The 25,003-nt window shown below is 75.3% G+C and carries 28 protein-coding genes; 11 read left to right on the top strand and 17 right to left on the bottom strand.

The genetic code is table 11. The features are described from left to right. A partial coding sequence (locus tag VGB14_09960; protein HEX9993239.1) for a hypothetical protein occupies window positions 1-763 on the bottom strand: 763 nt, incomplete at its 3' end. After that, entirely contained in the window at window positions 763-1,971 is a 1,209-nt protein-coding gene (locus VGB14_09955; protein HEX9993238.1) for a methyltransferase domain-containing protein, read from the bottom strand. The genes VGB14_09960 and VGB14_09955, both read right to left, overlap by 1 nt. Window positions 1,972-2,035: 64 nt before the next feature. On the opposite strand from VGB14_09955, the gene VGB14_09950 reads away from it, so the two are divergent. The 4 genes from VGB14_09950 to VGB14_09935 are packed head-to-tail and all read left to right on the top strand — an operon-like array spanning window position 2,036 to window position 6,558. Further along, window positions 2,036-3,004 carry a methyltransferase domain-containing protein gene (locus tag VGB14_09950; protein HEX9993237.1) on the top strand — a complete coding sequence of 323 codons (969 nt, stop codon included), beginning with the start codon at window positions 2,036-2,038 and terminating at the stop codon, window positions 3,002-3,004. Then, window positions 2,992-3,402, top strand: coding sequence for a hypothetical protein (locus tag VGB14_09945; GenBank protein ID HEX9993236.1), 411 nt, complete (start codon window positions 2,992-2,994; stop codon window positions 3,400-3,402). Before VGB14_09950 ends, VGB14_09945 begins: the two co-directional genes overlap by 13 nt. Then, on the top strand, window positions 3,399-4,490 hold the full coding sequence (locus VGB14_09940) for a glycosyltransferase (GenBank protein HEX9993235.1): 1,092 nt from the start codon (window positions 3,399-3,401) through the stop codon (window positions 4,488-4,490). The genes VGB14_09945 and VGB14_09940 overlap by 4 nt, the downstream gene beginning before the upstream one ends. Next, on the top strand, window positions 4,483-6,558 hold the full coding sequence (locus VGB14_09935) for a glycosyltransferase family 4 protein (GenBank protein ID HEX9993234.1): 2,076 nt from the start codon (window positions 4,483-4,485) through the stop codon (window positions 6,556-6,558). Before VGB14_09940 ends, VGB14_09935 begins: the two co-directional genes overlap by 8 nt. Before the next feature lie 18 nt (window positions 6,559-6,576). On the opposite strand, the gene VGB14_09930 is transcribed toward VGB14_09935, so the two are convergent. The 4 genes from VGB14_09930 to VGB14_09915 are packed head-to-tail and all read right to left on the bottom strand — an operon-like array spanning window position 6,577 to window position 10,580. After that, window positions 6,577-7,797 (bottom strand): ABC transporter ATP-binding protein, encoded by a 1,221-nt coding sequence (locus VGB14_09930; GenBank protein HEX9993233.1) that lies wholly within the window; start codon window positions 7,795-7,797, stop codon window positions 6,577-6,579. A gap of 4 nt (window positions 7,798-7,801) precedes the next feature. Next, a complete protein-coding gene (locus VGB14_09925; GenBank protein HEX9993232.1) occupies window positions 7,802-8,695 on the bottom strand; it encodes an ABC transporter permease in 894 nt (297 codons plus the stop codon). Beyond that, window positions 8,692-9,777 (bottom strand): glycosyltransferase family 4 protein, encoded by a 1,086-nt coding sequence (locus VGB14_09920; GenBank protein ID HEX9993231.1) that lies wholly within the window; start codon window positions 9,775-9,777, stop codon window positions 8,692-8,694. Before VGB14_09920 ends, VGB14_09925 begins: the two co-directional genes overlap by 4 nt. Continuing rightward, window positions 9,774-10,580, bottom strand: coding sequence for a hypothetical protein (locus tag VGB14_09915; GenBank protein ID HEX9993230.1), 807 nt, complete (start codon window positions 10,578-10,580; stop codon window positions 9,774-9,776). The genes VGB14_09920 and VGB14_09915 overlap by 4 nt, the downstream gene beginning before the upstream one ends. 31 nt (window positions 10,581-10,611) lie before the next feature. On the opposite strand from VGB14_09915, the gene VGB14_09910 reads away from it, so the two are divergent. Genes VGB14_09910 through VGB14_09895 form a run of 4 tightly spaced genes read left to right on the top strand, consistent with a single transcriptional unit; the run spans window position 10,612 to window position 13,453 of the window. Beyond that, window positions 10,612-11,256: an O-methyltransferase gene (locus tag VGB14_09910; GenBank protein HEX9993229.1), complete on the top strand. Its 645-nt coding sequence runs from the start codon at window positions 10,612-10,614 to the stop codon at window positions 11,254-11,256. Then, window positions 11,253-12,206 (top strand): 2-phospho-L-lactate transferase, encoded by a 954-nt coding sequence (cofD, locus tag VGB14_09905; GenBank protein ID HEX9993228.1) that lies wholly within the window; start codon window positions 11,253-11,255, stop codon window positions 12,204-12,206. The genes VGB14_09910 and cofD overlap by 4 nt, the downstream gene beginning before the upstream one ends. Continuing rightward, window positions 12,203-12,925, top strand: coding sequence for a coenzyme F420-0:L-glutamate ligase (gene cofE, locus VGB14_09900; GenBank protein HEX9993227.1), 723 nt, complete (start codon window positions 12,203-12,205; stop codon window positions 12,923-12,925). The genes cofD and cofE overlap by 4 nt, the downstream gene beginning before the upstream one ends. A 30-nt stretch (window positions 12,926-12,955) precedes the next feature. Beyond that, window positions 12,956-13,453 (top strand): ion channel, encoded by a 498-nt coding sequence (locus VGB14_09895; GenBank protein ID HEX9993226.1) that lies wholly within the window; start codon window positions 12,956-12,958, stop codon window positions 13,451-13,453. A 13-nt stretch (window positions 13,454-13,466) separates the two neighbouring features. On the opposite strand, the gene VGB14_09890 is transcribed toward VGB14_09895, so the two are convergent. Next, window positions 13,467-14,066, bottom strand: coding sequence for a DinB family protein (locus VGB14_09890; GenBank protein ID HEX9993225.1), 600 nt, complete (start codon window positions 14,064-14,066; stop codon window positions 13,467-13,469). Window positions 14,067-14,459: 393 nt separating this feature from the next. Here VGB14_09890 and VGB14_09885 point away from each other — a divergent pair, with 393 nt between their 5' ends. Further along, on the top strand, window positions 14,460-15,449 hold the full coding sequence (locus tag VGB14_09885; protein ID HEX9993224.1) for a toll/interleukin-1 receptor domain-containing protein: 990 nt from the start codon (window positions 14,460-14,462) through the stop codon (window positions 15,447-15,449). A gap of 172 nt (window positions 15,450-15,621) precedes the next feature. On the opposite strand, the gene VGB14_09880 is transcribed toward VGB14_09885, so the two are convergent. Then, the gene (locus VGB14_09880) at window positions 15,622-16,359 is read right to left on the bottom strand and encodes a maleylpyruvate isomerase family mycothiol-dependent enzyme (protein ID HEX9993223.1); all 738 of its coding nucleotides are present in this window, start codon (window positions 16,357-16,359) and stop codon (window positions 15,622-15,624) included. Beyond that, entirely contained in the window at window positions 16,356-16,967 is a 612-nt protein-coding gene (locus VGB14_09875) for a TetR/AcrR family transcriptional regulator (GenBank protein HEX9993222.1), read from the bottom strand. Before VGB14_09875 ends, VGB14_09880 begins: the two co-directional genes overlap by 4 nt. Window positions 16,968-17,021: 54 nt before the next feature. Between VGB14_09875 and VGB14_09870 the strand changes: the two genes are divergently transcribed. After that, window positions 17,022-17,456 (top strand): helix-turn-helix transcriptional regulator, encoded by a 435-nt coding sequence (locus VGB14_09870; protein HEX9993221.1) that lies wholly within the window; start codon window positions 17,022-17,024, stop codon window positions 17,454-17,456. A gap of 43 nt (window positions 17,457-17,499) precedes the next feature. Continuing rightward, on the top strand, window positions 17,500-17,937 hold the full coding sequence (locus VGB14_09865; GenBank protein ID HEX9993220.1) for a VOC family protein: 438 nt from the start codon (window positions 17,500-17,502) through the stop codon (window positions 17,935-17,937). Here VGB14_09865 and VGB14_09860 read toward each other — a convergent pair. The 8 genes from VGB14_09860 to VGB14_09825 form a co-directional block, all read right to left on the bottom strand. Then, window positions 17,897-18,427: a GNAT family N-acetyltransferase gene (locus tag VGB14_09860; protein HEX9993219.1), complete on the bottom strand. Its 531-nt coding sequence runs from the start codon at window positions 18,425-18,427 to the stop codon at window positions 17,897-17,899. The genes VGB14_09865 and VGB14_09860 overlap by 41 nt on opposite strands. 13 nt (window positions 18,428-18,440) lie before the next feature. Further along, complete coding sequence (locus VGB14_09855; GenBank protein ID HEX9993218.1) at window positions 18,441-18,665, bottom strand: hypothetical protein; 225 nt, start codon at window positions 18,663-18,665, stop codon at window positions 18,441-18,443. Between the two features lie 44 nt (window positions 18,666-18,709). Continuing rightward, window positions 18,710-19,666, bottom strand: a complete 957-nt coding sequence (locus VGB14_09850) for an NAD-dependent epimerase/dehydratase family protein (GenBank protein ID HEX9993217.1) — start codon at window positions 19,664-19,666, stop codon at window positions 18,710-18,712. A 3-nt stretch (window positions 19,667-19,669) separates the two neighbouring features. Next, entirely contained in the window at window positions 19,670-20,683 is a 1,014-nt protein-coding gene (locus VGB14_09845) for an NDP-sugar synthase (GenBank protein ID HEX9993216.1), read from the bottom strand. A gap of 16 nt (window positions 20,684-20,699) precedes the next feature. Next, entirely contained in the window at window positions 20,700-21,515 is an 816-nt protein-coding gene (locus tag VGB14_09840; GenBank protein HEX9993215.1) for a hypothetical protein, read from the bottom strand. Window positions 21,516-21,525: 10 nt separating this feature from the next. After that, a complete protein-coding gene (locus tag VGB14_09835; GenBank protein ID HEX9993214.1) occupies window positions 21,526-22,779 on the bottom strand; it encodes a glycosyltransferase family 4 protein in 1,254 nt (417 codons plus the stop codon). Then, window positions 22,776-23,906: a glycosyltransferase family 1 protein gene (locus VGB14_09830; protein HEX9993213.1), complete on the bottom strand. Its 1,131-nt coding sequence runs from the start codon at window positions 23,904-23,906 to the stop codon at window positions 22,776-22,778. Before VGB14_09830 ends, VGB14_09835 begins: the two co-directional genes overlap by 4 nt. Continuing rightward, a partial coding sequence (locus tag VGB14_09825) for a glycosyltransferase family 1 protein (GenBank protein HEX9993212.1) occupies window positions 23,903-25,003 on the bottom strand: 1,101 nt, incomplete at its 5' end. The genes VGB14_09825 and VGB14_09830, both read right to left, overlap by 4 nt.

Genomic DNA, 25,003 nt, shown 5'->3' with positions numbered 1-25,003 from the left:
GCAGGTGGGCGGCCAGGGTCGGGTCGTCGACGGTGCCGAGCAGCTGGCAGCCGTCGAGGCCCAGCTCGGCGACCTGGCGCTCGACGGCGGCGACGAACGGCGTCAGGTGCGTGGACCCGACGATGGCCAGGGTGGCGGTCGGGTGCAGGTGGGTGACGAGCAGGTGGAACGCCTGCACCAGCTGCTCGGGCCGCTTGTGGGGCAGGACCTGGGCGACGTGCACGAAGTGCGGCCCCGGCCGGGCGGCGAGCGCCGCGGCGACCGCGGGGTCGGGCTCGACGCGGGCCAGCCGGGCCGGGTCGAGCACGGGCGGCACCACCCGGGGCGGCGGCCCGCCCAGGCCGGCCAGCTCGGCGGCGTTGAACTCGCTGACGGCCACGGCCAGCACGGCCCGGCGCAGCAGCAGGGCCAGCTCCTCGCGGCCCTCCCGGCACAGCCGCTCCAGCACCGGGCTCCAGTTCCTGAACCACTCGGCCGGGGTGACGTTGTGGTACACGACGCCGATCCGCTCCCGTCGGGCGAGCAGCAGGTCGACCAGCGCGGCCGCCCCGATCGAGGCGTGGTAGAGGACGAGGTCGGCCGGCGACGACGGCCGCCGCCGGTACCAGTCGAGGTCGCGCACCTCGTGCTCGATGGCCGGGTCGCGGTACTCGGCGACGATCTCGGACGGCCCGATGCGGCGCAGGAGCTCCCGGTACTCGAGGGCCAGGTTGGTGACCGCGTCGCCCGGCCGGGCGGTGGCCACGACCTGGTGGATCTCCATCAGCGGTGGGCGATCAGCGCGTAGTCCTGGGGCGCGAACAGCAGGGCGTTCAGCCGGGCCACGTTGGCGTTGGCGGTGTCGACCGGCTCGCCCTCCCCGGGCAGGTCGACGAGGCGGTCGGCCTCGGGCGGCGGCGACCGCCACTCGATCTGCACCCCGGCGAAGCCGGCCTCCTGGAACAGGAACGTCAGGTAGGCGGGGTGGACGGGGCGCAGGTGGGTCGGGTCCACGTACAGGGCGTGGGCGAAGACGTACAGGGACTGCGGGTTCACGGTCTCGGCGACGACCACGCCGCCCGGCCGCACCTTGTCGGCGCAGAGGGCGACGAGGTCGACGAGGTCCTGCGCGCTCAGGTGCTCGACGACCTGGAGGAGCACGACGGCGCCGAGCGACCCGTCGGCCGCGGCGGCCAGCGCGGCCACGCCGTCGCCCTCCTCGACCGGCAGCCCGGCCTCCCTGGCGACGGCCACGGCGACCGGGTCGAGGTCCACCCCCCGCACCTCGGTCCCCCGCTCGGCGAGCAGCTCCACGAACTCCCCCCGCCCGCACCCCACGTCGAGCACCGGGCCGGAGCCGGCCAGGCGGTCGGCCAGCGGCGCGTAGGCGGCGAGGAGGTCCTCGCGGGAGCCCCGGAAGGCGTCGACGAAGCGGTCGCTGCCGAACCAGGGGTCGAAGCGGCGGGCGGCCTCCGCCCGCTCCAGCACCTCGAGCCGCCGGTGCAGCTCGGCCACCGCCCCGCCGGCCTCGGCCGGGGCCCGGTCGAGGTGCGACAGCTCCTCGTGCACGAGGTCGAGCTCGCGGTCGAGGTCCGGGTGGTCGTGGCGGGGCAGCGCCTCCATCGTGTCGATGACCACGCCGAGGACCCGCTCGAGGGCGAGCGAGTACTCCCGCAGCTGGTCGAAGATGCCCTGGGCGGTGCGGGAGACGGCCTTGCCGGCCACCCGGTGGACGGTCGACCCGCCGGGCAGGTCGCTGTCGAAGGTGAGGCGGTGGCGGCCGAAGTCGCCGGCCACGTGGAGGTCGTGGAGGACCTGGCGCAGGCGGTCGAACGACGGCCGCGCCGCCCGGCCGGTGACCCGCTCGAAGTGGGCGTCGAGCTCCTCCTCGACGTCGGGCGGGTACACGCCCTCGGCCCGCCGGCGCTCGACCCTCGCCCGCAGCTCGGCCACGAGGGCGTCGACGTCGGGCCGCTCTGCCGGGCTGGTCACGAGCGGTCGAGGTTAGTGGGACCGTGCCGCGGTGCCCGTCACGCCCGCCGCTAACCTCGGCCCGATGCCGGGGGTCGACGTCCTCAGCGGTCGCGCCCGGCGGGCGGCGGCGATCCTGCGCCGGCCGGGCGGCGCCCGCCGGCTGGCGACGATGGCCGCGCTGCGGGCCCTGCCCCCGCCCCGCTTCGCCGACCTGCCGCCCGCGGCCGCCGTCGGCCTGGCCTACGACGTCCTCCTCGGCCGGGAGCCCGACCCCCACGGCCTGGCCGACCTCGGCGGCCGCCTGGCCAGGGGCGAGCTCGACCGCACCGGCCTCCTCGACGCCATCCGGGGCTCGGGCGAGTTCCAGGCCAGGGGCTTCCGCGACCTCGGCCCGTCGCTGCACGCCAGCCGCTGCCGGTTCGTCCGCAGCCTGCCCCCGGCCCGGCGCATCCTCGACCTCGGCGGCACGGCCCTCGGCCACCCCGCCGGCGCGCTCGTCTCGATGGGCTACCCGTACGGCTTCGAGGAGCTGGTGCTGGTCGACCTGCCGGTCGGCGACCGCCACCCGATCTACGCCGTCGCCGGCCCCGACGGCGTCGTCGCCACCGAGCGGGGGCCGGTCCGCTACGCGTTCCACTCGATGACCGACCTGTCGCCCTACGACGACGCCTCCTTCGACCTCGTCTACAGCGGGCAGACCATCGAGCACGTGGGCGAGGCCGACGGCGACCTCGTGCTGAAGCAGGTCCGCCGGGTGCTCCGGCCGGGCGGGTGGTTCGCCGTGGACACGCCCAACGGGCGGGCCTGCCGGCTCCAGCAGGACGAGCCGATCGACCCCGACCACGAGGTCGAGTACACGCGGGCGCAGCTGGAGGCCAAGCTCGCCGCCGCCGGCCTCGCCGTGGTGGCGGCGTACGGCCTCAACCACCTCGGCGCCTCGTTCGCGGCCGGCCGCTTCTCGGTGGAGGACGCGGCGGGCAACCCGGGGATGTTCGCGGCCGTCGACGACTGCTACCTGCTCGCCTACCTCTGCCGGTCGTGGACGGGCTGACCGCCGACCAGCGCCGCTTCCTCGACGAGGCGAGGGCCGAGGCCGACGCCCTCCGCTCCTCGCCGTCGTTCCCGGCGGCCGACGTGGACGGCATCCACCGGGCCGTCGGGCGGCTGCGCTCGGGCGGCGGCGCCGAGGACCTGCGCCGGGCCGTCGCCCGCGTGGCCCACGTGGCCCGCACCGACGCCGACGTGCCCACCACCGCCCGCAACCCGCTGGCCAGGGTGGCCAAGGCCGTGATCCGCCGGGCCCTCGGCTGGTACCTGCTGGCCCTCGGCCGGCGCCTCGCCGCCCTCGGCGCGGCCGTGGCCGACCTGGGCGCGGCGCTGACCGACCGGGTGACCTCGCTCGAGGAGCGGGTCGAGGCCCTGGAGCGGGAGCGGGCGGGCCGGCCGTGACCACCGTCCACCAGGTGGTGCCCGTGCTGGCCCGGGCCGACGCCGTCGGCGCCCACACGCTCCTCGCCAGGGACGCCTTCCGGGCCGCCGGCTGGGCGTCGGAGGTGTTCGCCGAGGACCTCCACGACGACGTGCGCCGGGAGGCCAGGCCGGTCCACCACCTCGACCGGGCCGGCCCCGCCGACCTCCTCCTCTACCAGTGCTCGACGGGGACGGCGCTCACCGGCTGGCTGCTCGACCGTCCCGAGCCGCTCGCCGTCGAGTACCACAACATCACGCCGGCCCCGTACTTCGAGCGCTGGGAGCCGGAGGCGGCGAGGAACATGCGCCGGGCCAGGGCCGACCTCGCCCGCCTGGCCCCCCGCACGGCGCTGGCGATCGCCGACTCGTCGTTCAACGCCGCCGAGCTGGCCGAGGCCGGGTTCCCGCCCGCCGCCGTCGTCCCGCCCCTCGTCGACCTCGGCGCCGTCGCCGCCCGGCCGCACCGGGCGACGGCCGAGGCCCTGCGGCGCGCCCGCCGGGGCGCCCACTGGCTGTTCGTCGGCCGCCTGGCGCCCAACAAGTGCCAGCACGACGTGATCGCCGCGCTGGCCGCCGCCCGCCGCCTCGGGCTCGACCCCGGCGCCCGGCTGACCCTGGTCGGCAGTACGACCTCGGACGGCTACCGCGACGCGCTCGCCGCCCTGGCCGACGACCTCGGGGTGGCCGGCGCGGTCACGTTCACCGACCGCATCGGCACCGCCCAGCTCGCCGCCCACTGGGCCGACGCCGACGTGTTCGTCTGCCTGTCCGAGCACGAGGGGTTCTGCGTGCCCGTGGTCGAGGCCATGCAGGCCGGCGTGCCGGTCGTCGCCCACGCCGCCGGCGCCGTGCCCGAGACGGTGGGCCCGGCCGGCGTCCTGCTCGACGACAAGGACCCGGTGCTGGTGGCCGTGGCCGTCACCCGCCTGCTGGCCGACCCGGTGCGCCGGGGCGAGCTGGTCGACGCGGGCAAGGCGAGAGCCGCCGAGCTCGGCGCCGAGGTGGTGGCGCCCCGGCTGGTCGAGGTGGTCCGGCGGTTCCTGGAGGGCGGCGCCGGCGGTGGCTGACCGGCGGGGCGTGGTGGCGATCGTCCCGCCCCGCTACGGCGACGACGTGGTCGGCGGGTCGGAGGCGGTGCTGCGGGAGACGGCCAGGGGGCTGGCCGCCCGGGGCTGGGCCGTCGAGGTGCTGACGACCTGCGCGAGGGACCACTACACCTGGGCCGACGAGTACCCGGCCGGGCGCAGCGACGACGGCGGGGTGACCGTCGTGCGCTTCCCGGTGGTGCGGCGCGCGGCCGAGGGCGTCGACCGGGTGGCGCTGGAGCGGCGCATCGCCGTCGGCCCGCCGCTCTCCCCGGCCGAGGAGCAGGCCTGGCTGAACGGCCTCTTCCGGGTGCCGGGCCTGTTCCACCACCTCGTCGCCCACGCGCCCCGCTACCGGGCGATCGTCCTGTCGCCCTACCTGTTCTGGACGACGGTGGCCGGCGCCGGCGTCGCCCCCGAGCGCACCGTGGTGGTGCCCTGCCTGCACGACGAGCCCTACGCCCGCATGGCGCTGTTCCGCTCGGTGCTGCCCGCCGTGGCGTCGGCCTGGTACCTCTCCGAGCCGGAGCGGGACCTCGCCCGCCGCCTCGGCCTCGACCCGGCCCGGTCCACGGTGACCGGGGCCGGGGTCGACGTCCCCGCCGGCTACGACGCCGACGGCTTCCGGGCCCGGCACGGCCTGCGGCGGCCGTTCGTCCTCTACGCCGGACGGCGGGAGGCCGGCAAGGGGTGGGACCTGCTGGTCGAGGCGTGGGCCGAGGCCGTGGCCGGGCTGGGCGCCGACCTCGACCTGGTGACGATCGGGGTCGGCCCGGTGGCCGCCCCGCCTGGCCTGGACGGCCGCCTGCACGACCTCGGCTTCCTCGACGCCGGCGAGGCGCCGTCGGCGTTCGCGGCGGCGGCCGCCTACGTGCAGCCGAGCGTGAACGAGAGCTTCTCCCGCACCGTGATGGAGGCCTGGCTGGCCGGGACGCCGGTGCTGGCCAACGCCGGGTCGGACGTCGTGCGCTGGCACGTGGAGCGGTCGGGCGCCGGCGTGCTCTGGCGGGACCGGGCCGAGCTGAGCGCGGCGCTGGAGGCCGTCGCGACGTCGCCCGGCCCGCTCCGGGCGCTGGCCCGGCCGGGGCGGGACTACGTGCTCGGCTCGTTCACCTGGCCGGCGGTGCTCGACCGGATGGAGGCCGAGCTGGCCGCCTTCCCCGTCCCCGTCCCCGAGGGCGCCGCCGGGCCGGCGGGGCCGAGCGGCCGGCGCTGGGTGGTGCTGGCCGGCTCCTACCCTCCCGAGCCGGGGCCGGGGGCGGCCGCCGCCGTCGACGCCGTGCGGGCCCGGCTGGCCGCCGGCGACGAGGTCCAGGTCGTGTCGGCCCGGCCGACGGCCGCCCACGAGGCCGCCCCGCTGGCCGGCGCCCCGGCGCTCGCCGCGCTGGCCCGCCGGGTGCGGGGGGCCGACGGGGTGTGGGTCGGCCTGGAGCCGGGCGTGGCGGTCACGCCCGGCGCCTCACGGGCCAGGGCGCTGGCCGAGCGGGCGGCCCTGGCCGCCGTGCTGCGGTCGGCCGGCACGTCGGTGGTCCACGTGGGCGACGTCGGGCTAGCGCCGGGCGGCCGGGCCGGGCGCCTGGTGCTCGACGCCGCCGGCCGGCTCGTGGTCGGGAGCGAGGCGGAGCGGGACACCCTGGTGGCCGCCGGGGCCGACCCGGCCAAGGTCGAGGTCGTGGCCGGCGCCGCGCCACCGCCGGCGCCCCCGCCGGCCGCCGCGCCGGCCGACGCCGAGCCCGTCCGGCTGCCCGACGGGGCGACGAGGGAAGAGGCCGAGGCCGCGGTTCGGGCCAGGGCCGAGGCGATCCGCCCGCCGGCCGCCGCCCCGTCCGCCGACGGCGCCGGGCCCCCGGCGAGCGACCCGCTCCGGGTGATCGGCCCGCTGGTGCCCGCCGTCCCCGCCGTCGGCCCGCCGTGGCGGTCGGCCGCCCGCCGGGTCGTCGCCCGGCTCACCGGCTGGCAGGCCCGCCAGGTGGCCGACCACGTCAACCGCCTGCACGCGGCGACGATCGACGCCCTCGACCGCCTCGGCGGCCGCGACGACCACCGCTGACCGCCGCCGCCGGCCGCGTCAGCGGCTCGGGCCGTCCGTCGTCACCTTGGCGTCGAGCGCCACCAGCCCCACGACCCGCGTGCTGGTCATCACCTCGAAGGTGAACGCCTCCTCGACGTAGTCGTACTGGGTCCGCACGTCGTGGGTGTGGGCGCCTAGGGACACCACGAACTCGCCGTCGAGCAGGGGCACGGCGGAGAACGCGAACGTCACCCAGCCGGTCCCGTGCACCCGGTCGGGGCCCTGGCCGAGCACGTCGGTGTTGCAGCCGTAGACGAGGTGCTCGTCGGTGTCGTGGATGTTCAGCGCGAAGACCACGTCGTCCACCGGCTCGGGCGCCTCGTAGCGCAGGTGCACCCGCAGGGGCTCGCCGGGCCGGAGGAAGGCCCGCTCGCCGGCGCCCGGCCAGTCCGCCTTCACGTCCACGATCCGCACCTGCTTGCTGAGGACGCGGATGGCCCGGTGCTCGCCGGTGTCGAGCACGGTGCTGCCGCCGCCGGACCCGCCGAGCAGCCGCTCCCTGAACGTGCGGATGGCCTCGAGCGGCTCGTCGACGGTCACCTGCCGGCCGTGGTCGAGGACCATGGCCCGGTCGCAGATCTGGCGCACGAGGTCGGGCGCGTGGGTGACGAACACGATCGTCCGCCCCTCCTGCTGGAAGCGCCGCACCCGCTCCAGGCACTTCTGCTGGAAGGCCTCGTCGCCCACGGCCAGCACCTCGTCGACGAGCAGCACGTCGGGGTCGACGTTGGTGGCGACGGCGAACCCGAGCCGCACGTACATGCCCGACGAGTAGTGCTTCACCTGCTGGTCGATGAACTGCGACAGCTCCGAGAAGTCGACGATCTCGTCGAAGCGGCGCTCGATGTCCCGCCGGGGCAGGCCGAGGATCGAGGCGTTGAGGAACACGTTCTCCCGGCCGGTGAGCTCGGGGTGGAACCCGGCGCCGAGCTCGAGCAGCGACGCCACCCGGCCCCGCGTGCGGATCTCCCCCTCGGTCGGCCGGAGGATGCCGCCCACGCACTTGAGCAGGGTCGACTTGCCCGACCCGTTGTGGCCGAGGAGGCCGACGGTCTCGCCCTCGCCCACGTCGAGATCGATGTCGCGCAGCGCCCAGAAGTCGGTGGTCGTCCCCCGCCGGCCGAGATGGACGACCCGCTCCTTCAGCGACGTGTAGCGCTCGCTGTTGATGCGGAACCGCTTGGACACGGCCCGGATGGCGATGGCCGGCTCGGTCACCGGCTCAGAGCTCCTCGGAGAAGTCGCCCTCGAGCCGCCCGAACACCTTCAGGGCGACGAGCAGCAGCACGACGGCGCCGGCGCCGACGATGCCGAGGTTGCGGAGGTACCAGAGCGCGCTCTCGTCGGGCAGCAGGCGCACGACGTCGGCGCCCTCGCCGGAGACGACGCGCCCGTAGATGGCCCGCTGGAAGGCGATGACGACGGGGGTGATGGGGTTGAGGAGGGTGAGCGTCGACGGGAGGCCCCGCTCGGTCAGCTGGTTGGCCGTGAGGTACCAGGGATAGACGATCGGCGTCATCCAGAACCAGGCGAGCAGGCCGAGCTCGAGCAGGTGCTGCGCGTCGCGGGCGTACACGTTGACGGCGGCCAGCAGCACGGCCAGGGCGGCGGCCAGCACCAGCAGCACGAGCAGGGCCGGCGGGATCAGCCACAGGTAGCCCCAGTCCGGACCGTGGGTGAAGGCCAGCAGGGCGGCGACGAGCACGCAGCCCTGGAGCAGGAAGTGCACGAGGTTGGCGCCCACCGAGGCCAGCGGGAGGATCTCCCGCGGGAACCACACCTTGTTGACGAGCGGGGCGTTGGCGACGATCGACGACGTGGCGCTCGTGAGCGACGTGCTGAACAGGTTCCACACGAGCAGCCCGCACAGCAGGTAGACGGCGAACAGCTCGATGCCGTTCTGGAGCACGAGCTGGAAGACCACGTAGAAGACGGCCAGGTACATGGCCGGGTTCAGCAGCGACCACACGAAGCCGAGGGCGCTGTTCTTGTACTTGACCTTCAGCTCCTTGCGCACCAGCCCGCCGAGCAGCTCGCGGTAGCGCCACACGCCGGTGAGGTGGCTGCGGAGCGACCGCTTGGGGGCGACGACGGTGAGCGAGGAGGTGCTGGTCATGGCAGGCGTTCCAGGGTAGAGGCCAGGGCCGTCGCCATCGCGGTCCTCGACCGTTCGGGGCCGAGGTCGGCGAGGCGGCGGCGGCCGGCGTCGACCATCCGGGCCCGCAGCCCGGCGTCGCCGGCCACGCGGGCGACGGCCGCGGCCACGAGCGCCGGCTCCTTCGCCGGCAGCAGCAGGCCGGCGCCGCCGAGCGTCTCGGGGACGGCCGACGAGGCGTAGGCGACGATCGGCAGCTCGTGGTGCATGGCCTCCAGCAGCGGCACGCAGAAGCCCTCGTGGTCCGAGAGGCAGACGAACACGTCGGCCTCGCGGTAGTGGGCGGCGAGGGCGTCGTCGGGGAGCGAGCCGGTGAGGTGGACGGCGTCGGCCAGGCCGAGCGCGTCGACGGCCTGCTCGATGGCGGCGACGTAGGACGCGGTGGCCGGCGAGCCGACGAGGTGGAGGCGGGCGCCGGCGTCGTGGACGGCGTGGTACCAGGCGAAGGCCCGCAGCACGTCGTGCTGGGCCTTGTTGGGCACGACCCGGCCGACGAACAGCCAGTCGGTCCCCCGCTTCGTCGCCCGGAGCCGCTGCGCGGTGGCCGGGTCGGGGCCGGGCCACCCTGCCGGGTCGACGATGACGGGGGCCACCGCCGTCCTCGTGAACCCGGCGGCGGCCAGGTCCTCGGCGTTGACCGTCGAGTCGCCGATCCCGAGGGCGGCCACGCCGGCCAGCGCGGCGAGCTGGCGCCGGCCCCAGGCGAGCGCGTAGCCGAGGTCGCCGTCCCAGGGGGCGACCAGCTCGACGGGCGTGAGGTTGTGGTAGTCGACGACGAGGGTCTCGCCGCCGGCCGCCCGGCCGCAGAGGAGGTCGGCCGCCGGGCTGCCGACCGAGCACTGGTAGACGACGGCGGTCGACGGCGCCGGGGCGGGCAGGTCCTTCAGCGGGCGGGCGAGGTGGCGGACGTCCGCAGCGGCGTGGATCGTGAAGATGTCGGACTCGTGGCCGAGCTCGCGGAGCAGCCGCTGCACGGCGAGCGTGTGGCCGCCGACCGCGTCCCTCGCCGCGAAGCTCGGGACGACCTGGTGGACGGCGCTCACGACGGGCGGCGGGCGACCACCGCGTAGGTCGGCCCGCCCTCGCCGTGCGTGCGCTCGACGGCGAGCGCGGCGGCGGCGAGCAGGTGGGCCCAGGTGCGGGCGTCGAGCGGGTGGCCGGGGGCGAGGTCGGCGACGACCGGCCCGGCGACGGCCCGCCAGGCGGCCGGGTCGGTGCCGACGAGCACGACGGTGCCGCCGGGCCGGGCCGCGGCCGCGGCGAGGGCGGGCAGGCGGCGCTGCTCGGCGATCGGCAGCAGGTCGGGCGCGCCGGCGACGGCGACGGTCGCGGCCCCGCCGGGCGGCGCGGCCCGCAGGTCGGCCGCCGTCGTCGCCCGGAGGACCGGCGCCGGGCAGCCGGCGAGCAGGTCCTCCCAGTCGCCCCAGGGCGGCTCGGCCGGGGCGAGGTGGGGGTCGAGCTCCGTGCCGCCCGCGTCGGCCAGGCGGGCCTCCAGCGCCTCCACCCGGTCGAGCAGCTCCCGGCACACGCCGACCAGGCCGGTGACCAGCGTGCCGACCTGCTGGGCGACGTGGCGGTGCATCCACCCGGTCGCCTGCTTCAGGCCCCGCTTCACGTGGGGGACGAGGGGGCGGGCCGAGGTGGTCGGCGCGTCGACGTCGACGAACGCGTCCTCCTCCAGCCGGTCGAGCACGGTGCGGAGGTCGCCGGCGCTCGCCGGGCGGCGGCGGTCGAACGGGGCGAAGGCCTCCTCGAGGCGGGCGGCGAGGTGCCGGTTGGCGGGGTCGGCGGCCCGCCGGGCGGCCTCGTCCCGCGCCTCGGCGACGACCTCGTCGAACCCGTCCACGACGGCCATTGTGGCTGCGTAGGGTCGGGGCGTGCCCATCCCCCCCGAGGACATCGAGCGCTACACCGAGGAGCACACGACGCCCGAGCCACCGTGGCTGGTCACGGCGGCCGAGGCGACGAGGTCGGCGACGTCCGCACCGCAGATGATGGTCGGCCACGTCGAGGGCCGGTTCCTCGCCGCGCTGGTCGGCCTGGCCCGGGCCCGGCTCGTGCTCGAGATCGGCACGTTCACCGGCTACTCGGCCATGGCGATGGCCGCCGCCCTGCCCGAGGGCGGGCGCATCGTCACCTGCGAGGTCGACGAGCGCCACGCCGAGCTGGCCCGCCGGCACATCGAGGCGTCGCCCTACGCCGACCGCATCGAGGTCCGCCTCGGCCCGGCCGCCGACACGATCGCCGCCCTCGACGGCCCCTTCGACGTCGTGTTCGTGGACGCCGACAAGACCGGCTACCTCGGCTACTACGAGGCCGTGCTGCCCAAGCTGGCGCCCGACGGGATGATCGTGGCCGACAACGTGTTCCAGCGGGGGCGGGTGCTGGCGCCCGACGACGAGTCGGCCAGGGCCATCGCCGAGTTCAACGACCGCGTGGTGGCCGACGAGCGGGTCGAGGTCGTGATGCTGACCGTGCGGGACGGGATGTCGCTGATCCGGCGGCGGCGGCCGGCGCCGTGACCGTCACCGTCCTCGCCGGCGGGGTCGGCGCCGCCCGCCTGCTGGCCGGGCTCGTGCAGGTGGTCCCGGCCGAGCGGGTGACGGCCGTGGTCAACACCGGCGACGACGTCGTGCTCCACGGCCTCCACGTCAGCCCCGACCTCGACACGGTGACCTACACGCTGGCCGGGGCCATCGACCCGGTGAACGGCTGGGGCCTGGCCGGCGAGTCGTGGGCGGCGATGGAGGCGCTGGAGCGGTACCGGCCGGTGGCGCCGCTCGGGTCGGCCGCCGCGGTGACGTGGTTCCGCCTCGGCGACCGGGACCTCGCCACCCACCTCTACCGGACGGCCCGGCTGGCGGAGGGCGGCCACCTGAGCCAGGTGACGGCCGAGATCACGGCCGCCTGGGGGCTCGGCGTGCGGCTGCTGCCGATGACCGACGACCGGGTGGAGACGAGGGTGACGGTCGAGGAGGGCGAGATCGGGTTCCAGGAGTGGTTCGTCCAGCGCCGCCACTCGGTGCCGGTGCGGTCGCTGCGCTTCGCCGGCGCCGAGTCGGCCCGGCCCGGCCACGACGTGCTGCCGGCCATCGCCGCGGCCGACACCGTGGTGATCGCCCCGTCCAACCCGCTGGTGTCGATCGGCCCGATCCTCGCCGTGCCGGGGATGCGGGAGGCGGTGTCGCACCGGCGGGACCGCACGGTGGCCGTGAGCCCGATCGTGGCCGGCAAGGCGCTGAAGGGCCCGGCCGACCGCCTGCTGGAGGAGCAGGGCCACGAGTCGTCCGTCGTCGGCGTGGCCCGGCTCTACGCCGACGTCGCCTCCGTGCTGGTGGTCGACGAGCAGGACGCCGGGCTGTCGTCGGCGGTGGAGGACGCCGGCCTGCGGTGCGTGGTCGCGCCGACGGTCATGATCGGGCCGAAGGAGGCGGCGGCGCTGGCCGACGTCGTGCTGGGCGTGTTCGGGTGACGCTCCGGATCATCCCGATCGAGGGCGTGCCCGAGGTGCGCCCGGGCGACGACCTGGCCGGGCTCATCATGGACGCCGCCGCGGCCGAGGCCGGCCCGGGCCTGGAGGACGGCGACGTCCTCGTGGTGACGAGCAAGGTGGTGTCGAAGGCCGAGGGCCGGTTGGTCGAGGTCGACCCCGACGACCCGCTCGGCCACAAGCCCCTGGTCGAGCAGGAGGCCGTCCGCGTCCTGCGCCGCCGGGGCGACCTGCTGATTACCGAGACCAGGCACGGGTTCGTCTGCGCCAACGCCGGCATCGACCTGAGCAACGTGGAGCGAGGCTGGGCGGTGCTGCTGCCCGAGGACCCCGACCGCTCGGCCCGCCGGATCCGCGACGCCATCCGAGCCCGCCGGGGCGTGGAGCTGGCGGTGATCATCAGCGACACGTTCGGCAGGACCTGGCGGAGAGGCGTGACCGACGTGGCCATCGGCTGCGCCGGCATCACCCCGGTGGTGGACCTCAGGGGCACGAGGGACACCTACGACCGCGAGCTGATGGTGACGGAGGTCTGCGTCGCCGACGAGCTCGCCGGCGCCGCCGACCTGGTGATGGGCAAGGCCCGCGGCATCGCCGCGGCCGTCCTCCGAGGCGCCGACGCGAACTGGCTCGACGCTCCCAACCTCGCCTCGGTCACCTCGGCCGTCGTCCGCACTCCCGCCGAAGACCTGTTCCGCTAGCGCCGGGCGACGCCGTGCCAGCATGGCGGCATGGCGTGGGCGGACGTCGACAGGGAGATCCGCTCCTGGGTCGTCGCCCTCGCCGGTGTGGCCTTGTCCCTCGTGGTCGACGTGTTCGGCGTCAGGTTCGTGGGAGGCGTCGCGTTGATCCTCGTGGGGACCGGCCTCGCCGTGGCTCTGGGAGTGGGGAGGATCGAGGTCGACCGGGCGAGCGTGCGTCGCCGCCGGCTGGTGTTCGCCGTCCTCGCGGCCTCCGGGATCTACCTCGCGGTCTACGGCTATGCCCGCCTCTACGCCGACCTGAGCGCCGGCGATCCCGCTGCCTTCACCGACGCCGCTCAGCCGGGCGACACCCTCGGCGCCGCCGATTCGCTGTACTTCTCGTTCACCACCTTCACCACGACCGGCTTCGGCGACATCCACGCCGCATCGGGAGTGGCGCGAGCGGTCGTCGTCAGCGAGATGGCGGTCGCCGTCGCGATCGCCATCAGTGCGATCGCTCGGTTGACGAAGGAGCTCGGAGGTTAGCGACGGCTGCCGTTCACGCCGGCGCACCGCCGCCGACGCCCTTCGCCGCTGCTTCCAGGCGGGCCCGATACGTCTCCCACCACTCCTTGTCGCCGGGGGCCATGTTGTCGTTGTCCTGGCGGAGGCCGACCTGGCCGTCGACGAGCTCCCGGACGATGTCGGCGTGGCCGGTGTGGCGGTGGGTCTCGGCGATCATGTGGACGAGGATCTGGTGGAGCGTGACGTCGGCCCGCTCCTCGGGCCACCAGGGGACCCGGCCGGGGGCGTCGAGGGCCAGCGCTTCGATCGTCGCGTCGGTGTGGGCCCACACCCGGCGGTACAGGCCGACGATGTCCTCGCGGGACTCCTCGGCCGTCGCCCACATGTCGGCGTTCGGCTCGGCGTCCTCGTCGAACCACGGCAGCCGCTCGTCCGACGGACGGCCGAACGTGTCCGAGAAGTAGCCCAGCTCCACGCTCGCGACGTGCTTCACGAGGCCGAGCAGGTTCGTCCCGGTTGGCGTCATCGGCCGGCGGGCGTCGTACTCCGACAGCCCCTCCAGCTTCCACAGCAGCGCCTCCCTGGCCAGCTGCAGGTACCGGTGGAGGACGGCCTTGGCGTCGTAGTCGGGCATGCCGTCAGCTTGGCATCGCGGGCGCGACGGCGAGCTGCGGTCCGATCTTGGTAGCGAGCATGGCGGGACGGCGCGACGAGGTGCGCTCTGTGAGGTCCGTCAGGATGGCGCCGAGGGGCGTTACGCGAGCGTGCCGCTAGCTCGCGCTGCCCGACACGGGGTCGGGCCACGGTCACCGTTTCCAGCAGTGGTGGACGCCCGGATGGGCGAGCCGGTCGCGTCGACGTCACGGCCGGTCCGGTGGGAGTGAGATGCAGTGAAACTCCCAGCCGCCGACGCCGCCTTCGACTCGCGCAAGGTCCCGCGCCGGGGCGTTCGTTGAGGTGAACGGGCGCGGAGGAATCGATTCTGCGCCGGTCTACGGGACATCCGCGTCGGCCCTACGCTAGACACGTGCAATTCGACGCCTATCTGTTACACGCATCGGAGGACGCAGACCTTGCCGGGAGACTCGTGGAAGAGCTTCGCAGTCGCGGGCTCAGAGTCTGGTACAACAACTTCCTAGTAGGCCCCAGCATCCGCGAGCAGATGGAAGGTGCGCTGGCGAGAGCTGACTTTGGGATAGTTCTCGTGTCCCCGCGTTTTTTCGGGAAGAAGTGGACGCGTCATGAGCTCGACGCCATGTTCGGGCTGGAGCAACCGGGGGAAGTCAGACTTCTGCCTGTATGGCACAACGTCTCCGCCGAAGACGTACGCCTCCACTCGCCGATGCTAGCGATGAGATCTGCCGCTGTTCTCGATGATGATGTGACAGGTGTAGCACAACAACTATTCCAATCGATAACCGCCCTCAGCGCAGCCAAGAGCCCAGCGCGCATACTCCGGCTCAGAATAGCCGCCGGATTTCCGTGGACGGTCGGCCCGCAATTCCTACCAGGATCGCTATCGAGGTATGAGGAATCGTTCAAGGATTATGCGCAGGTGGCTCTGGCACACTATCCGAACACGACGGACGTAACGTCACCGGTGATCGTACCTCTTATGGAGCTCGTCAGAACGGCCTCGCTATGGGACGGGCAGGAGATCACGGTAATAGCACGACAGCCACGCGAGACGGTGCAAGTTCTCGGGGAAGTGGTGGGTCCCGAGGACCTTCCTGTCAACCCTCCTCGGCCCGAAGGTGTCGGCTTCGTAGAGTACGTCTTCCAACTTGCGTCGGTCGACTTCATAAATGGTGAGCTATGCTATGTGCACTGCATAGGGCCGTACAGCCGGAAGTCCCCCGGCTGGGGCCCCTATAGTCCCGATCCGACGTCGCTATGCGTTGTATCGGGGTTGATGATCGCGTACGGAGTCATGCCGAACGACAAGGGCAAGCAGGTAAACGCTGTCTACCTGGTGGCCTCACGCGTGTACTTCATGCCTCCCGTCCAGGCACCTTAGGCACGTGATCAGGGTCGTATAGGACTACGGCCGCGGTCTTGCATCACGCGTGGTGCGGATGGAATGGCCGCGTTGTCCAGCGGCGGACGCCGACCTCGGGCAACTGCGCGGTACCGCTGGGAGCGAGCCGAGAAGTGAACAGGACCGACACCCGACGCGGTCGCGCATACAGTCAGAAGGGGACGACGGTCGCCAGGAGGTTCTTGCCCTCCTCGCGGCCGGCGAGGGTGCGGCAGAACTCGACCGCGTCCATCTCCAGTCGCTCGGGGGCGCCCGCGCCGGGGTCGCTCTCGTACCTCCCGCCGGCCTCGCCCCCGAGCTCGAGCACGAACGGGCGGGCGTGGCGGCGGGCCCACTCGGCGACGACGTCGGCGACGATGCGGCCGTCGTGGTCCGCGGTCAGCACGAGCGGGCGGCCGGTCGCCCGGGCGGCGTCGACCCGGTGCATCCACAGGTCGCGCAGGTAGATCGTCCCGGCCAGGTAGCCGAGCGTCCACGTCTCCCGGACCGGCCCGTCGACCGGGATGCGGACGTACCGCCTCGCCGGCGCCGGGAGGCGGCGGCGGGCCCGCACGGTCGCCGGCGCCACGTCGGCCAGGCGCGCCATCAGCTCCCTCGGCGACAGGTGCTCGCGCTCGCGGACCTGCACGCCCGACAGCGCGGCCTCGAGGGGGCCGCCCTCCCGCCGCCGCCACCGCAGCGCGGCCGCCATCTGGCGGGCGTTCTCCCGCACCCGCGCCCCGGCCTCGCAGGCGCCGAGCACGTGCAGGTACATGCGCCGCACGTCCCAGGCCGGGCAGTCGGTCGGCGCCGACCACTCGTGCTCGTCGAGCGACCGCAGCAGGTCGAGCGTCCGGGCCAGCTCCTCGGCCTGGCGGTCGACCGCCTCCTCGTAGGTCAGTGCGATCACTCCGTGCTCCCTTCGCGGGCAGGGACGACCTCGCGCAGCAGCATCGACGTCGCCCGGTCGACCAGGCGCTCCCAGCGGTCGCCGCCGGGGTCGTTGGCCAGCTGCTGGGCGGCCAGCCCGGCCATCACCGCCGTGACGAGGTCGAGGTCGGCCCCGTCGACCCCGAGCGACCGCAGGCGGGCGACCGACACGTCGTACGCCTCTTGCGCGACCGCCAGGCTGGCCGGCGACGGCACGAACTCCGGCACCGTGCGCTGGAACAGGAGCTGGTGGCGCACCGGGTCCTCGACGCAGAAGGCGAAGAAGCGCCGCGCCGTCGCCGCCAAGGCGCCGACCACGTCCCCGCCCTCGGCGTCGCCGGGCCCGCCCCGCATCCAGTCCGCGAACGCCCGGTTGGCACTCGCGAACATGGCGTCGTACAGGTCGTGCTTCGAGGCGAAGTACGAGTACAGCGACTGGGCCCGCATCCCGACCCGCTGCCCGAGGTCTCGCATCGAGAACCCCGTCAGGCCCCGTTCCCGGCCCAGCTCCCAGGCGGCGGCGAGGATCTCCTCGACGGCCGCCGACCGGCGGGCCGCGCGCCTGTCACCATCAGGTCGTCCTGACATTGTCAGGCACTGTGACGCACGGGCGGCGAGCCGTCAAGCGATACTGGCCGTCGCATGGAGCCCGTCCCGCCCGCCCGGCACCTCCTCAGGGCCAAGGACCTGGCCGACGCCCGCTACCGCGAGCGGCTCGACGTGCGCGACCTCGCCAGGGCCGCCCGCCTCTCCCCCGCCCACTTCTCCCGGGAGTTCCGGCGGGCCTTCGGCGAGTCGCCCCACCAGTACCTGCTCACGCGCCGCCTCGAGCGGGCCGCCGCCCTGCTCCGCTCCACCGACTGGTCGGTGGCCGACGTCTGCTACGCCGTCGGCCTCCAGAGCGTCGGCTCGTTCACCACGAGCTTCGGCCGCATGTTCGGCCGCTCGCCCACCGCCTACCGGGCCGCCCACCCGCCGGCCGCGGCCCACGCCCTCGTCCCCGGCTGCGTCGTCCGGGTCTTCGGTCGCCCGCAACTCCGCACGTTTCGAGAAGACGCCCGGCAGGGCCCCACCTAGGTTGGCCGTCGACAACCGATCGCACGACCGACCAGGAGCTCCGATGATCAGGATCGCCAACGCCCAGCTGTGGGTGCTCGACCAGGACGAGGCCCTCGCCTTCTACACCGACAAGGTCGGCATGGAGGTCAGGGCCGACGTCACCGTCCCCGAGATGGGGAACTTCCGCTGGCTGACCGTCGGGCCCGCCGGCCAGCCCGACATGGCCATCGTCCTCATGGCCGTCCCCGGGCCGCCCATGATGGACGAGGAGACCCGCGAGCAGGTCCGCACGGTGGTGGCCAAGGGCTTCGCCGGCACCGTCTTCCTCACCACCGACGACTGCCAGGCCTCCTACGAGGAGCTGCGGGCGAGGGGCGTCGAGTTCGTCGAGGCGCCCGAGGCCCGGCCCTATGGCATCGACGCCGCCTTCCGCGACCCGTCGGGCAACAACGTCCGCCTCACCCAGCTGCTCGACGTCCCGGTGGGCTCGGCGTCGTGAGCCGGGGCGCCAGCGCCTTGACGTAGCGCCGGGCGGGGACCGGCACCGGGCCGGCGGGGCCGAACGCCTCGTACACGAACGGCCCGGTGTCGACCCACCCCCGCCGCTCGTAGAACCGCCTGGCCCGCCCGTTGCCGGGGACGACGGCGAGCCAGGCCGACGGGTGGCCGCCGTCGCGCACCCGGCGCTCGGCCTCGTCCATCAGCGCGTCGGCGAGGCCCGACCCCCGGTGGGCGGCCGCCACGTAGACCTGCTCGACCTCGTCGCCCGTCACGATCACGAAGCCGGCGACCTCGCCACCGGCTTCGGCGACGAGGGCGTCGGGCCACCGCTCGCCGGCCCGCTCGGCGAACGACGCCGCGGTGCGCAGCGGCACCAGCTCGTCCGGGACGTTGCCGAGGTGGCCGTCCCCCCACCCCGCGTGCCAGATGGCGGCGATGGCGGGGGCGTCGGCGGCGGTCGCCGGGCGGACGGGCACGGGGACCGGCACCCGCGACGCGCGGTCAGGCCGTCGGGCGGCGGCGGTGCAGCTCGATGGCCCGGCGGACGACGTCGGCCCGGCGGACGGCCCGGTCGGCGGTGTGGCGCAGGGCCGTCTCCGCCTCCCACAGGGCGTCCTCGGGGACGCCCCTCAGCTCGGCCAGGCTGAGCCGCTGGCGGACCTCCGTCAGCTCCGCGATGAGCCCGTCGAGGTCGTCGATCGAGGCGCCGAGCATCACGCCCCTCACCGTACGCCCACCGTGCTGCCTGCTGCAAGCATTCGTGAGCGGCTTCACGTGCGGTCGAGGCGCTCCCGGAACCACGTGAGCACCTGGTCGATGCCCTTGTCGAGCGGGGTCCACGCCGTCCAGCCGAGGTGCATCGCGGCCCGGCTGGCGTCGAGCGACGACCGCCGCAGCTCGCCCGGGCGGCCGGGCGCCATGACGGCCGGGACGTCCACGCCGGCCGCCGCCGCCATCGTGGCGTAGAGGGTGTTCACCGACGTCTCGGTGCCCGTGCCGACGTTGGCCAGCAGCCCGCTCCCCCGGCTGGCCGCCCGCACGAACGCGTCGACCACGTCGTCGACGTACACGTAGTCCCTCGTCTGCTCGCCGTCGCCGAAGATCGTGCACGGCTCGCCGGTGAGCAGCCGCCCGGCGAAGATCGCCACCACCCCGGCCTCGCCGTGCGGGTCCTGGCGAGGCCCGTACACGTTGGCCAGGCCGAGGGCGACGAACTCGAGGTCGTGCAGCGCCCGGTACACGTACAGGTAGTCGCCGACCACCTTCTTGGCCACGCCGTAGGGCGACAGCGGCCGCTGGGGGTGCGACTCCTTCACCGGCAGCGCCTCGTCGGCCGGCTCGCCGTAGATGGTGCCGCCGCTCGACGCGAACACGACCTTGCGGGTCCCGGCCTCCCGCGCCCCCTCGAGCACGTTGAGGCTGCCGAGCACGTTCACCTCGGCGTCGAACACCGGCCGGGCCACCGACACCCGCACGTCGGCCTGGGCGGCCAGGTGGAACACGACCTCGGGCCGGCGGCGGGCGATCAGGTCGACGGTCGACTCGTCGCGGATGTCGTGGTGGTGGAACGTGAGGTCGTGGTCGCGGTCGGACCGGGCGTCGGCCAGGTTGGCGAGCGAGCCGGACGACAGGTTGTCGACCACGTCGACGGCGTGGCCCTCGGCCAGCAGGCGGTCGACCAGGGTCGACCCGATGAACCCGGCGCCGCCGGTGACGAGCGTGCGCACGGGTCAGGACCCGGGCTCGCGCTCGGGGATGCGCTCCCCGGCCACGTGGGTGCCGGGCGCGACCTCCACCCCGGCCCCGAGCACCGACAGCGCCTCCACGACGGCGCCGGCGCCCACGTCGGCGCCGGGGCCCAGGATCGACCTTCGCACGGCCGCACCCTTCCCCACCGTGGCCCCGTGCAGAAGCACGGACTCGACGACCTCGGCGTCGGCCGCCACCTGGCAGCCGGCGGCCAGGAACGAGCGCTCCACCCTGGCCGTCCGGTCGACCTCGGCGGCGGCGTCGAGGGGGTCCGGCGCCGGGCCGCGGCGCCCGTCGAGCAGGTCGAGGTGGGCCTGGAGGTACTGGGCGGGGGTGCCGGTGTCGAGCCAGTAGGCGGTGGACGACATGGCGTAGAGCACGCCCTCGTCCGCCAGCGCCGGGAAGACCTCCCGCTCGATCGACACCATGCGGCCCTCGGGGATGCGGGAGACGACCTCGGGCTCGAGCACGTAGGTGCCGGCGTTGATCAGGTTCGTCGGCGCCTCGTCCCTCGGCGGCTTCTCGATGAACGCCACGACCCGGCCGGCCTCGTCGGTCGGCACCACGCCGAACGCCGACGGGTCCTCGACGGGGGTCAGCGCGATCGTCGCCCTGGCCCCGGTCGAGCGGTGGAAGGCGACCAGCGCGCCGACGTCGAGGTCGGTGAGGACGTCGCCGTTCACGACCAGCACCGGCTCCCGCACGCCGGCGGCCACGGCGGCGTAGCGGATGGCACCGGCGGTGTCGAGGCGCTCGGGCTCGACGGCGTAGTGCAGGCGGGCGCCCGCGCACACGCCGCCCGGGTACGAGGCGATGAACACGTCCGGCTTGTAGCCGAGGGACAGGACGACGTCGTCGATGCCGTGCCGGGCGAGGTGGCCGACGACCTCCTCGATCATCGGCCGGTTGCCGATCGGCAGCATCTGCTTCGGGACGGTCAGGGTCAGCGGGTGCAGGCGGGTGCCCAGCCCGCCGACGAGGACGATCGCCCTCACCGGCGCGAGGCCGGCGTCATCCGGTCGACCCCGCCGTCGAGGTCGTGGACGCGTCGTCGGCGGCGGTCGTCGCCGTGGTCGACGACCCGTCGGCCGCCGTCGTGTCGGTCGACGACGTGCTGCCCCCCGGCAGGGTGCCCGTCGTGCCGGTGGCGTCCGGCGGCTGGGTGATCGACGGGAACGTGGTGCTGGCGCTCGGGACGTCGGTCAGCTGGTCGAGGGTCGGGATCGACTCCGGCTCGGGCACGTCGGCGCCCTCGGGCAGCAGCGCGACGGTGATGGCCTGGCGGTCGGCGGTGAACCGGACGTCGCGCAGGTCGGACGTGAACTCCTCGCCCTCGTCGTCGGGGTCGTCGACATTCCACCGCTTCACCACCAGCTGGGCCGGCTCCCCGTCGCACCCGTCCTCCTCGGACAGGGTCGTGTCGCCGACCTTCACCTCGTCGTCGGAGATGTCGATGCCCGCGGCGTCGGCGAACACGCCGAACCGGGCGTCCTCGCCGGCGGCCCGGGAGCTGGTCGGGTGGATGTGCACGACGCCGTCGCCGTGGGTGTGGATCCCGAGCGGGTCGTTCTGGTCGGTGATCGGCGGCAGGAACGCGTCGCAGTCGTAGATCCCGTACGCCGCGTGCCAGTGGTCGAGGCCGATGCGGGGCGGGGTCGTCGCGCCCGCCTCGTCGTTGCCGGCCCTGGCCACGACGACCAGCGCGACGCCGGCGATCAGCACGGTGGCGATGGCGGCCGGGAACGACCAGCTCCGCGACGACGGCCGCCGGGCCTTCCCCGCCTTGGCCGCGCGCGCCACCTTCTTCGCAGAGGAGGCCTTGCCCATGCGACCGACGCTAGCCGCCGCGAGCAGGGGTTCCGGCTCGCCCCCGGAGCTCCTCGAACAGCGCCTCGTAGGCCTCGGCGACGGCCGCCGGGGACAGCCACCGCTCCACCCAGGCCCGGCCGGCGCGCCCCATGGCCGCCGCCTCGGCGGGCGCCGAGACCATCGACGCCACCGCCTTGGTGAACGCCTCGGGGTCCTCCGGCGGCACCGCCACCCCGGCGCCGGCGGCGTCGACGACCCGCGCCACCTCGGTGCCAGGGTCGATGCTGGCGATCACCGGGCGGCCGGCGGCGAGGATCGAGTAGAGCTTCGACGGCACGCTCGACCGGGCCAGCCCCCGCTTCAGCAACACGAGGTGGACGTCGGCGGCGGCCAGCACCTCGGGCAGGCGGTCCTTGGGCTGGAGGCCGACGAAGCGGACGTTGGGCAGCCCCGCGGCGCGGCGCCTGGCCTCGTCGAGCCCCGACCCCGACCCGTTCACGACGAACACGAGGTCCGGGTCGTGGGCCAGCGCGGCGGCAGCCTCGGCCACCAGGTCGAGGGACTGGGACATGCCGACGTTGCCGGCGTACATCACGACCGTCCGGCCCTCCAGCCCGAACTCGCGGCGGTAGGCGTTCTCACGCTCGGCCGGCCGGATGCGCTCGGTGTCGACGAAGTTCGGGATCACCCGCACCTTGTCGCGGTGCCCGGCCGGCAGCTTGGCGGCGACGTTGTCCCGCAGGTCGTCGGACAGCACGGTGACCGCGTCCGACCGGCGGTACGTCGCCCGCTCCAGCCACCGGGCGGCGGCGATCACCCGCTCGCCCCGCAGGACGCCGAGCTCGACGGCGACGTCGGGGAACACGTCCTGGATGTTGAACACGAACGGCGCCCGCCTGGCCCTCGCCACCGCCCAGCCGGTGAGGCCGAGGGTGAGCGGGGGCGACATGGCGAGCACCCCGTCGACCCGCTCCCCGGCCGTCGCCCCGACCGCCGCGGTCAGCAGGCTGAAGCCGCCGAACGCGAGCGCCCGGGCCGGGATGTTGGTCTTGTCCGTCGGGAACGGGTGGCAGCGGGAGATGCGGCCCCACGGCACCCGCTCCGAGCGCACGAGCCGTCCCTCCCACCCGGGCTCGACCCGGTGGGCGAGGTACCACGGCAGCGCGGTGACGACGTGGAGGCGATGGCCCCGGGCGGCCAGCTCGTGGACGATGCTCGTCATCACCTCGCCGGTGGGGGCGACGTCGGGCGTGAAGTGCGGGCAGAGGACGGTCAGGTTCATGGCGCGAGCACGCCACGGTAGGCGGCCTCCTGGCGGGTGGCCGACGCGACCGCGGAGAACCGCTCGGCCCGGCGCGGCCCGGCGGCGGCCAGCCGGGAGCGCAGGGCGTCGTCGCCCAGCACCCGCAGGAGGGCGCCGGCCCACGCCTCCGGGTCGCCCGGCGGCACCAGCAGGCCGGCGTCGCCCACGACCTCGGGCAGGGCCGCGGCGGCCGCCGCGATCACCGGCACGCCCCTGGCCATCGCCTCGACGGCCGGCGCCCCGAACCCCTCGTAGCGCGACGGGAAGGCCACGCAGGTCGCCTCCCGATACAGCACGTCGAGGTCGTCGGCCGGCACCCGCCCAGGGCGGCGCACCCAGCGCCGCAGCCGCAGGCGGTCGACCTCGGCGGCCAGCGCGGCCTCCGCCCGGCCCTCCCCGCCGGTCAGGACGACGGTGGGCCGGTCGGCCTCGGGCAGGGCGTGCACGGCCCGCACGAGCGTCAGGTGGTCCTTGTGGGGCCAGGTGACGGCCGGGTAGAGGGCGAACGGGCCGGCGACGCCGTAGCGGCGGCGGACGGCCGCGGACCGGGCAGGGTCGGCCGGCCCCGGTGCCGGACCGCCCGGCCCCGTCACGCCGATGGGCACGGCGACGACTCGGTCGGGGTCGGCCCCGAAGGCGTCGACGACCGTCCCCCGCACGAACTCGCTCGGCGTGGAGACGAGCACCGCGGCCCGCACGGCGGCGGGCACGGCCGCGGCCAGGTAGGTCCGCTTGACCGGCGAGAAGTGCTCGGGGAAGGCCGTGTACTGGAGGTCGTGCACGAGCACGGCGGCCGGGGCCGACCGCACGGCCGGCACGGTGCCGCCCAGGTGGTGGACGAGGTCGAGGCCGCGGGTGCGGCGGGCCAGCCAGGTCGACTCGGCGGCGATGCGCAGGGGCCGGGCGCCGCCGGGGACGGGCAGGGCGCGGACCGCGAACGGCGCCGGGACCGGGCCGAGCCCGGGCAGGGCGAGCACCTCGTAGGCGAGGTCGGGCGAGGCGACGGCGGCCAGCCCGGCCAGCAGGCGGCGGGCGTAGGTCTCCGACCCGCCCACCCGGCCGGGGCGCAGCCACAGCAGGTTGAGGCCGACGCGCCGGGGCGTCACCGGGCGACCGCGGCGCGGTAGGCCTCGACGGTGCGCCCGGCCGACCGCTCCCAGGTGTACGACGCGGCGCGGGCCCGCCCGGCGTCGCCCAGGCGCCGGGCGGCGTCGGGGTCGTCGAGCAGGCCGGCCAGGGCCCCGGCCAGCGCGTCGGGGTCGCGCGGGTCGACGGCCACGCCGGCCCCGCCGGCCACCAGCTCCTCGGTCGCCGTGCCCGCGGACGTCACCACCGGCGCGCCCTGCACCATCGCCTCCAGCACGGGCAGCCCGAAGCCCTCGAGGAGGCTCGGGTAGCAGACGGCGGCGGCGCCGGCGTACAGGGCGGCCAGGTCGGCCGCCGGCACGAACCCGAGGCGCCGCACCGACCGGTCGCCGGCCACGAGCGCGTCGAGGTCCTCGTGCCAGCCCTCCGGCCCGGCGAGGGCGAGGTCGACGCCGTCCCGGCCCAGCCGCCGCCATGCGTCGAGCAGGCCCCGCAGGTTCTTGCGTGGCTCGACCGTGCCGGCCCACAGCACGTAGCGGCCGTCGAGGCCGTGGCGGCGGGGCGCGTCGCCCGGCTCGACCGGTCGGTCCCGGCCCGGGGCCGGGGCGAGGGGCACGACGACGAGGCGGGCGTCGTCGAACCCGGCGTGCCGGCAGGCGCGCACGGTCGCCTCGGACGAGCACAGCACGACGGCCGCCTCCGCCAGCGCGATCTCGAGCCCCCGCCCGAGCACCCGCCGTCCCTGGGCGGTGAAGTGCGACGGGTCGGCCAGGAAGGCGAGGTCGTGGACGGTGACGGCGAGGGGCGCCCGGTGGCCGGGCTGGACGAGGGTCGTGGCGTGGACCACGTCGACCCGGCCGGTGGCGGCCTCGGCGGCGGGGCGGCGCAGCCGGTGCCACGCCTCGTAGAGGGCGAGGCGGGGCAGCGGCAGGTGACGGACGGGCACGCCGGGCGGGGGCCGCCAGGCGTCGGCGGGCGGCGTCCGGTGGGCGGCGGCCACCCCGACGACGTCCACGTCGGGGCGGGCGGCCAGGGCCCCGGCCAGGCCGAGGGCGGCCGCCGCCGTCCCGCCCGGGACCCGGTGCCAGCACTGCTCGAGCGTCATGGCGACCCGCAG

The sequence above is a fragment of the Acidimicrobiales bacterium genome (assembly GCA_036399815.1).
In the GTDB taxonomy this organism is placed as follows: Bacteria; Actinomycetota; Acidimicrobiia; order Acidimicrobiales; family DASWMK01; genus DASWMK01.
Note: the sequence above shows the minus strand (reverse complement) of the source record. Positions and strands in the feature narration are given on the sequence as shown.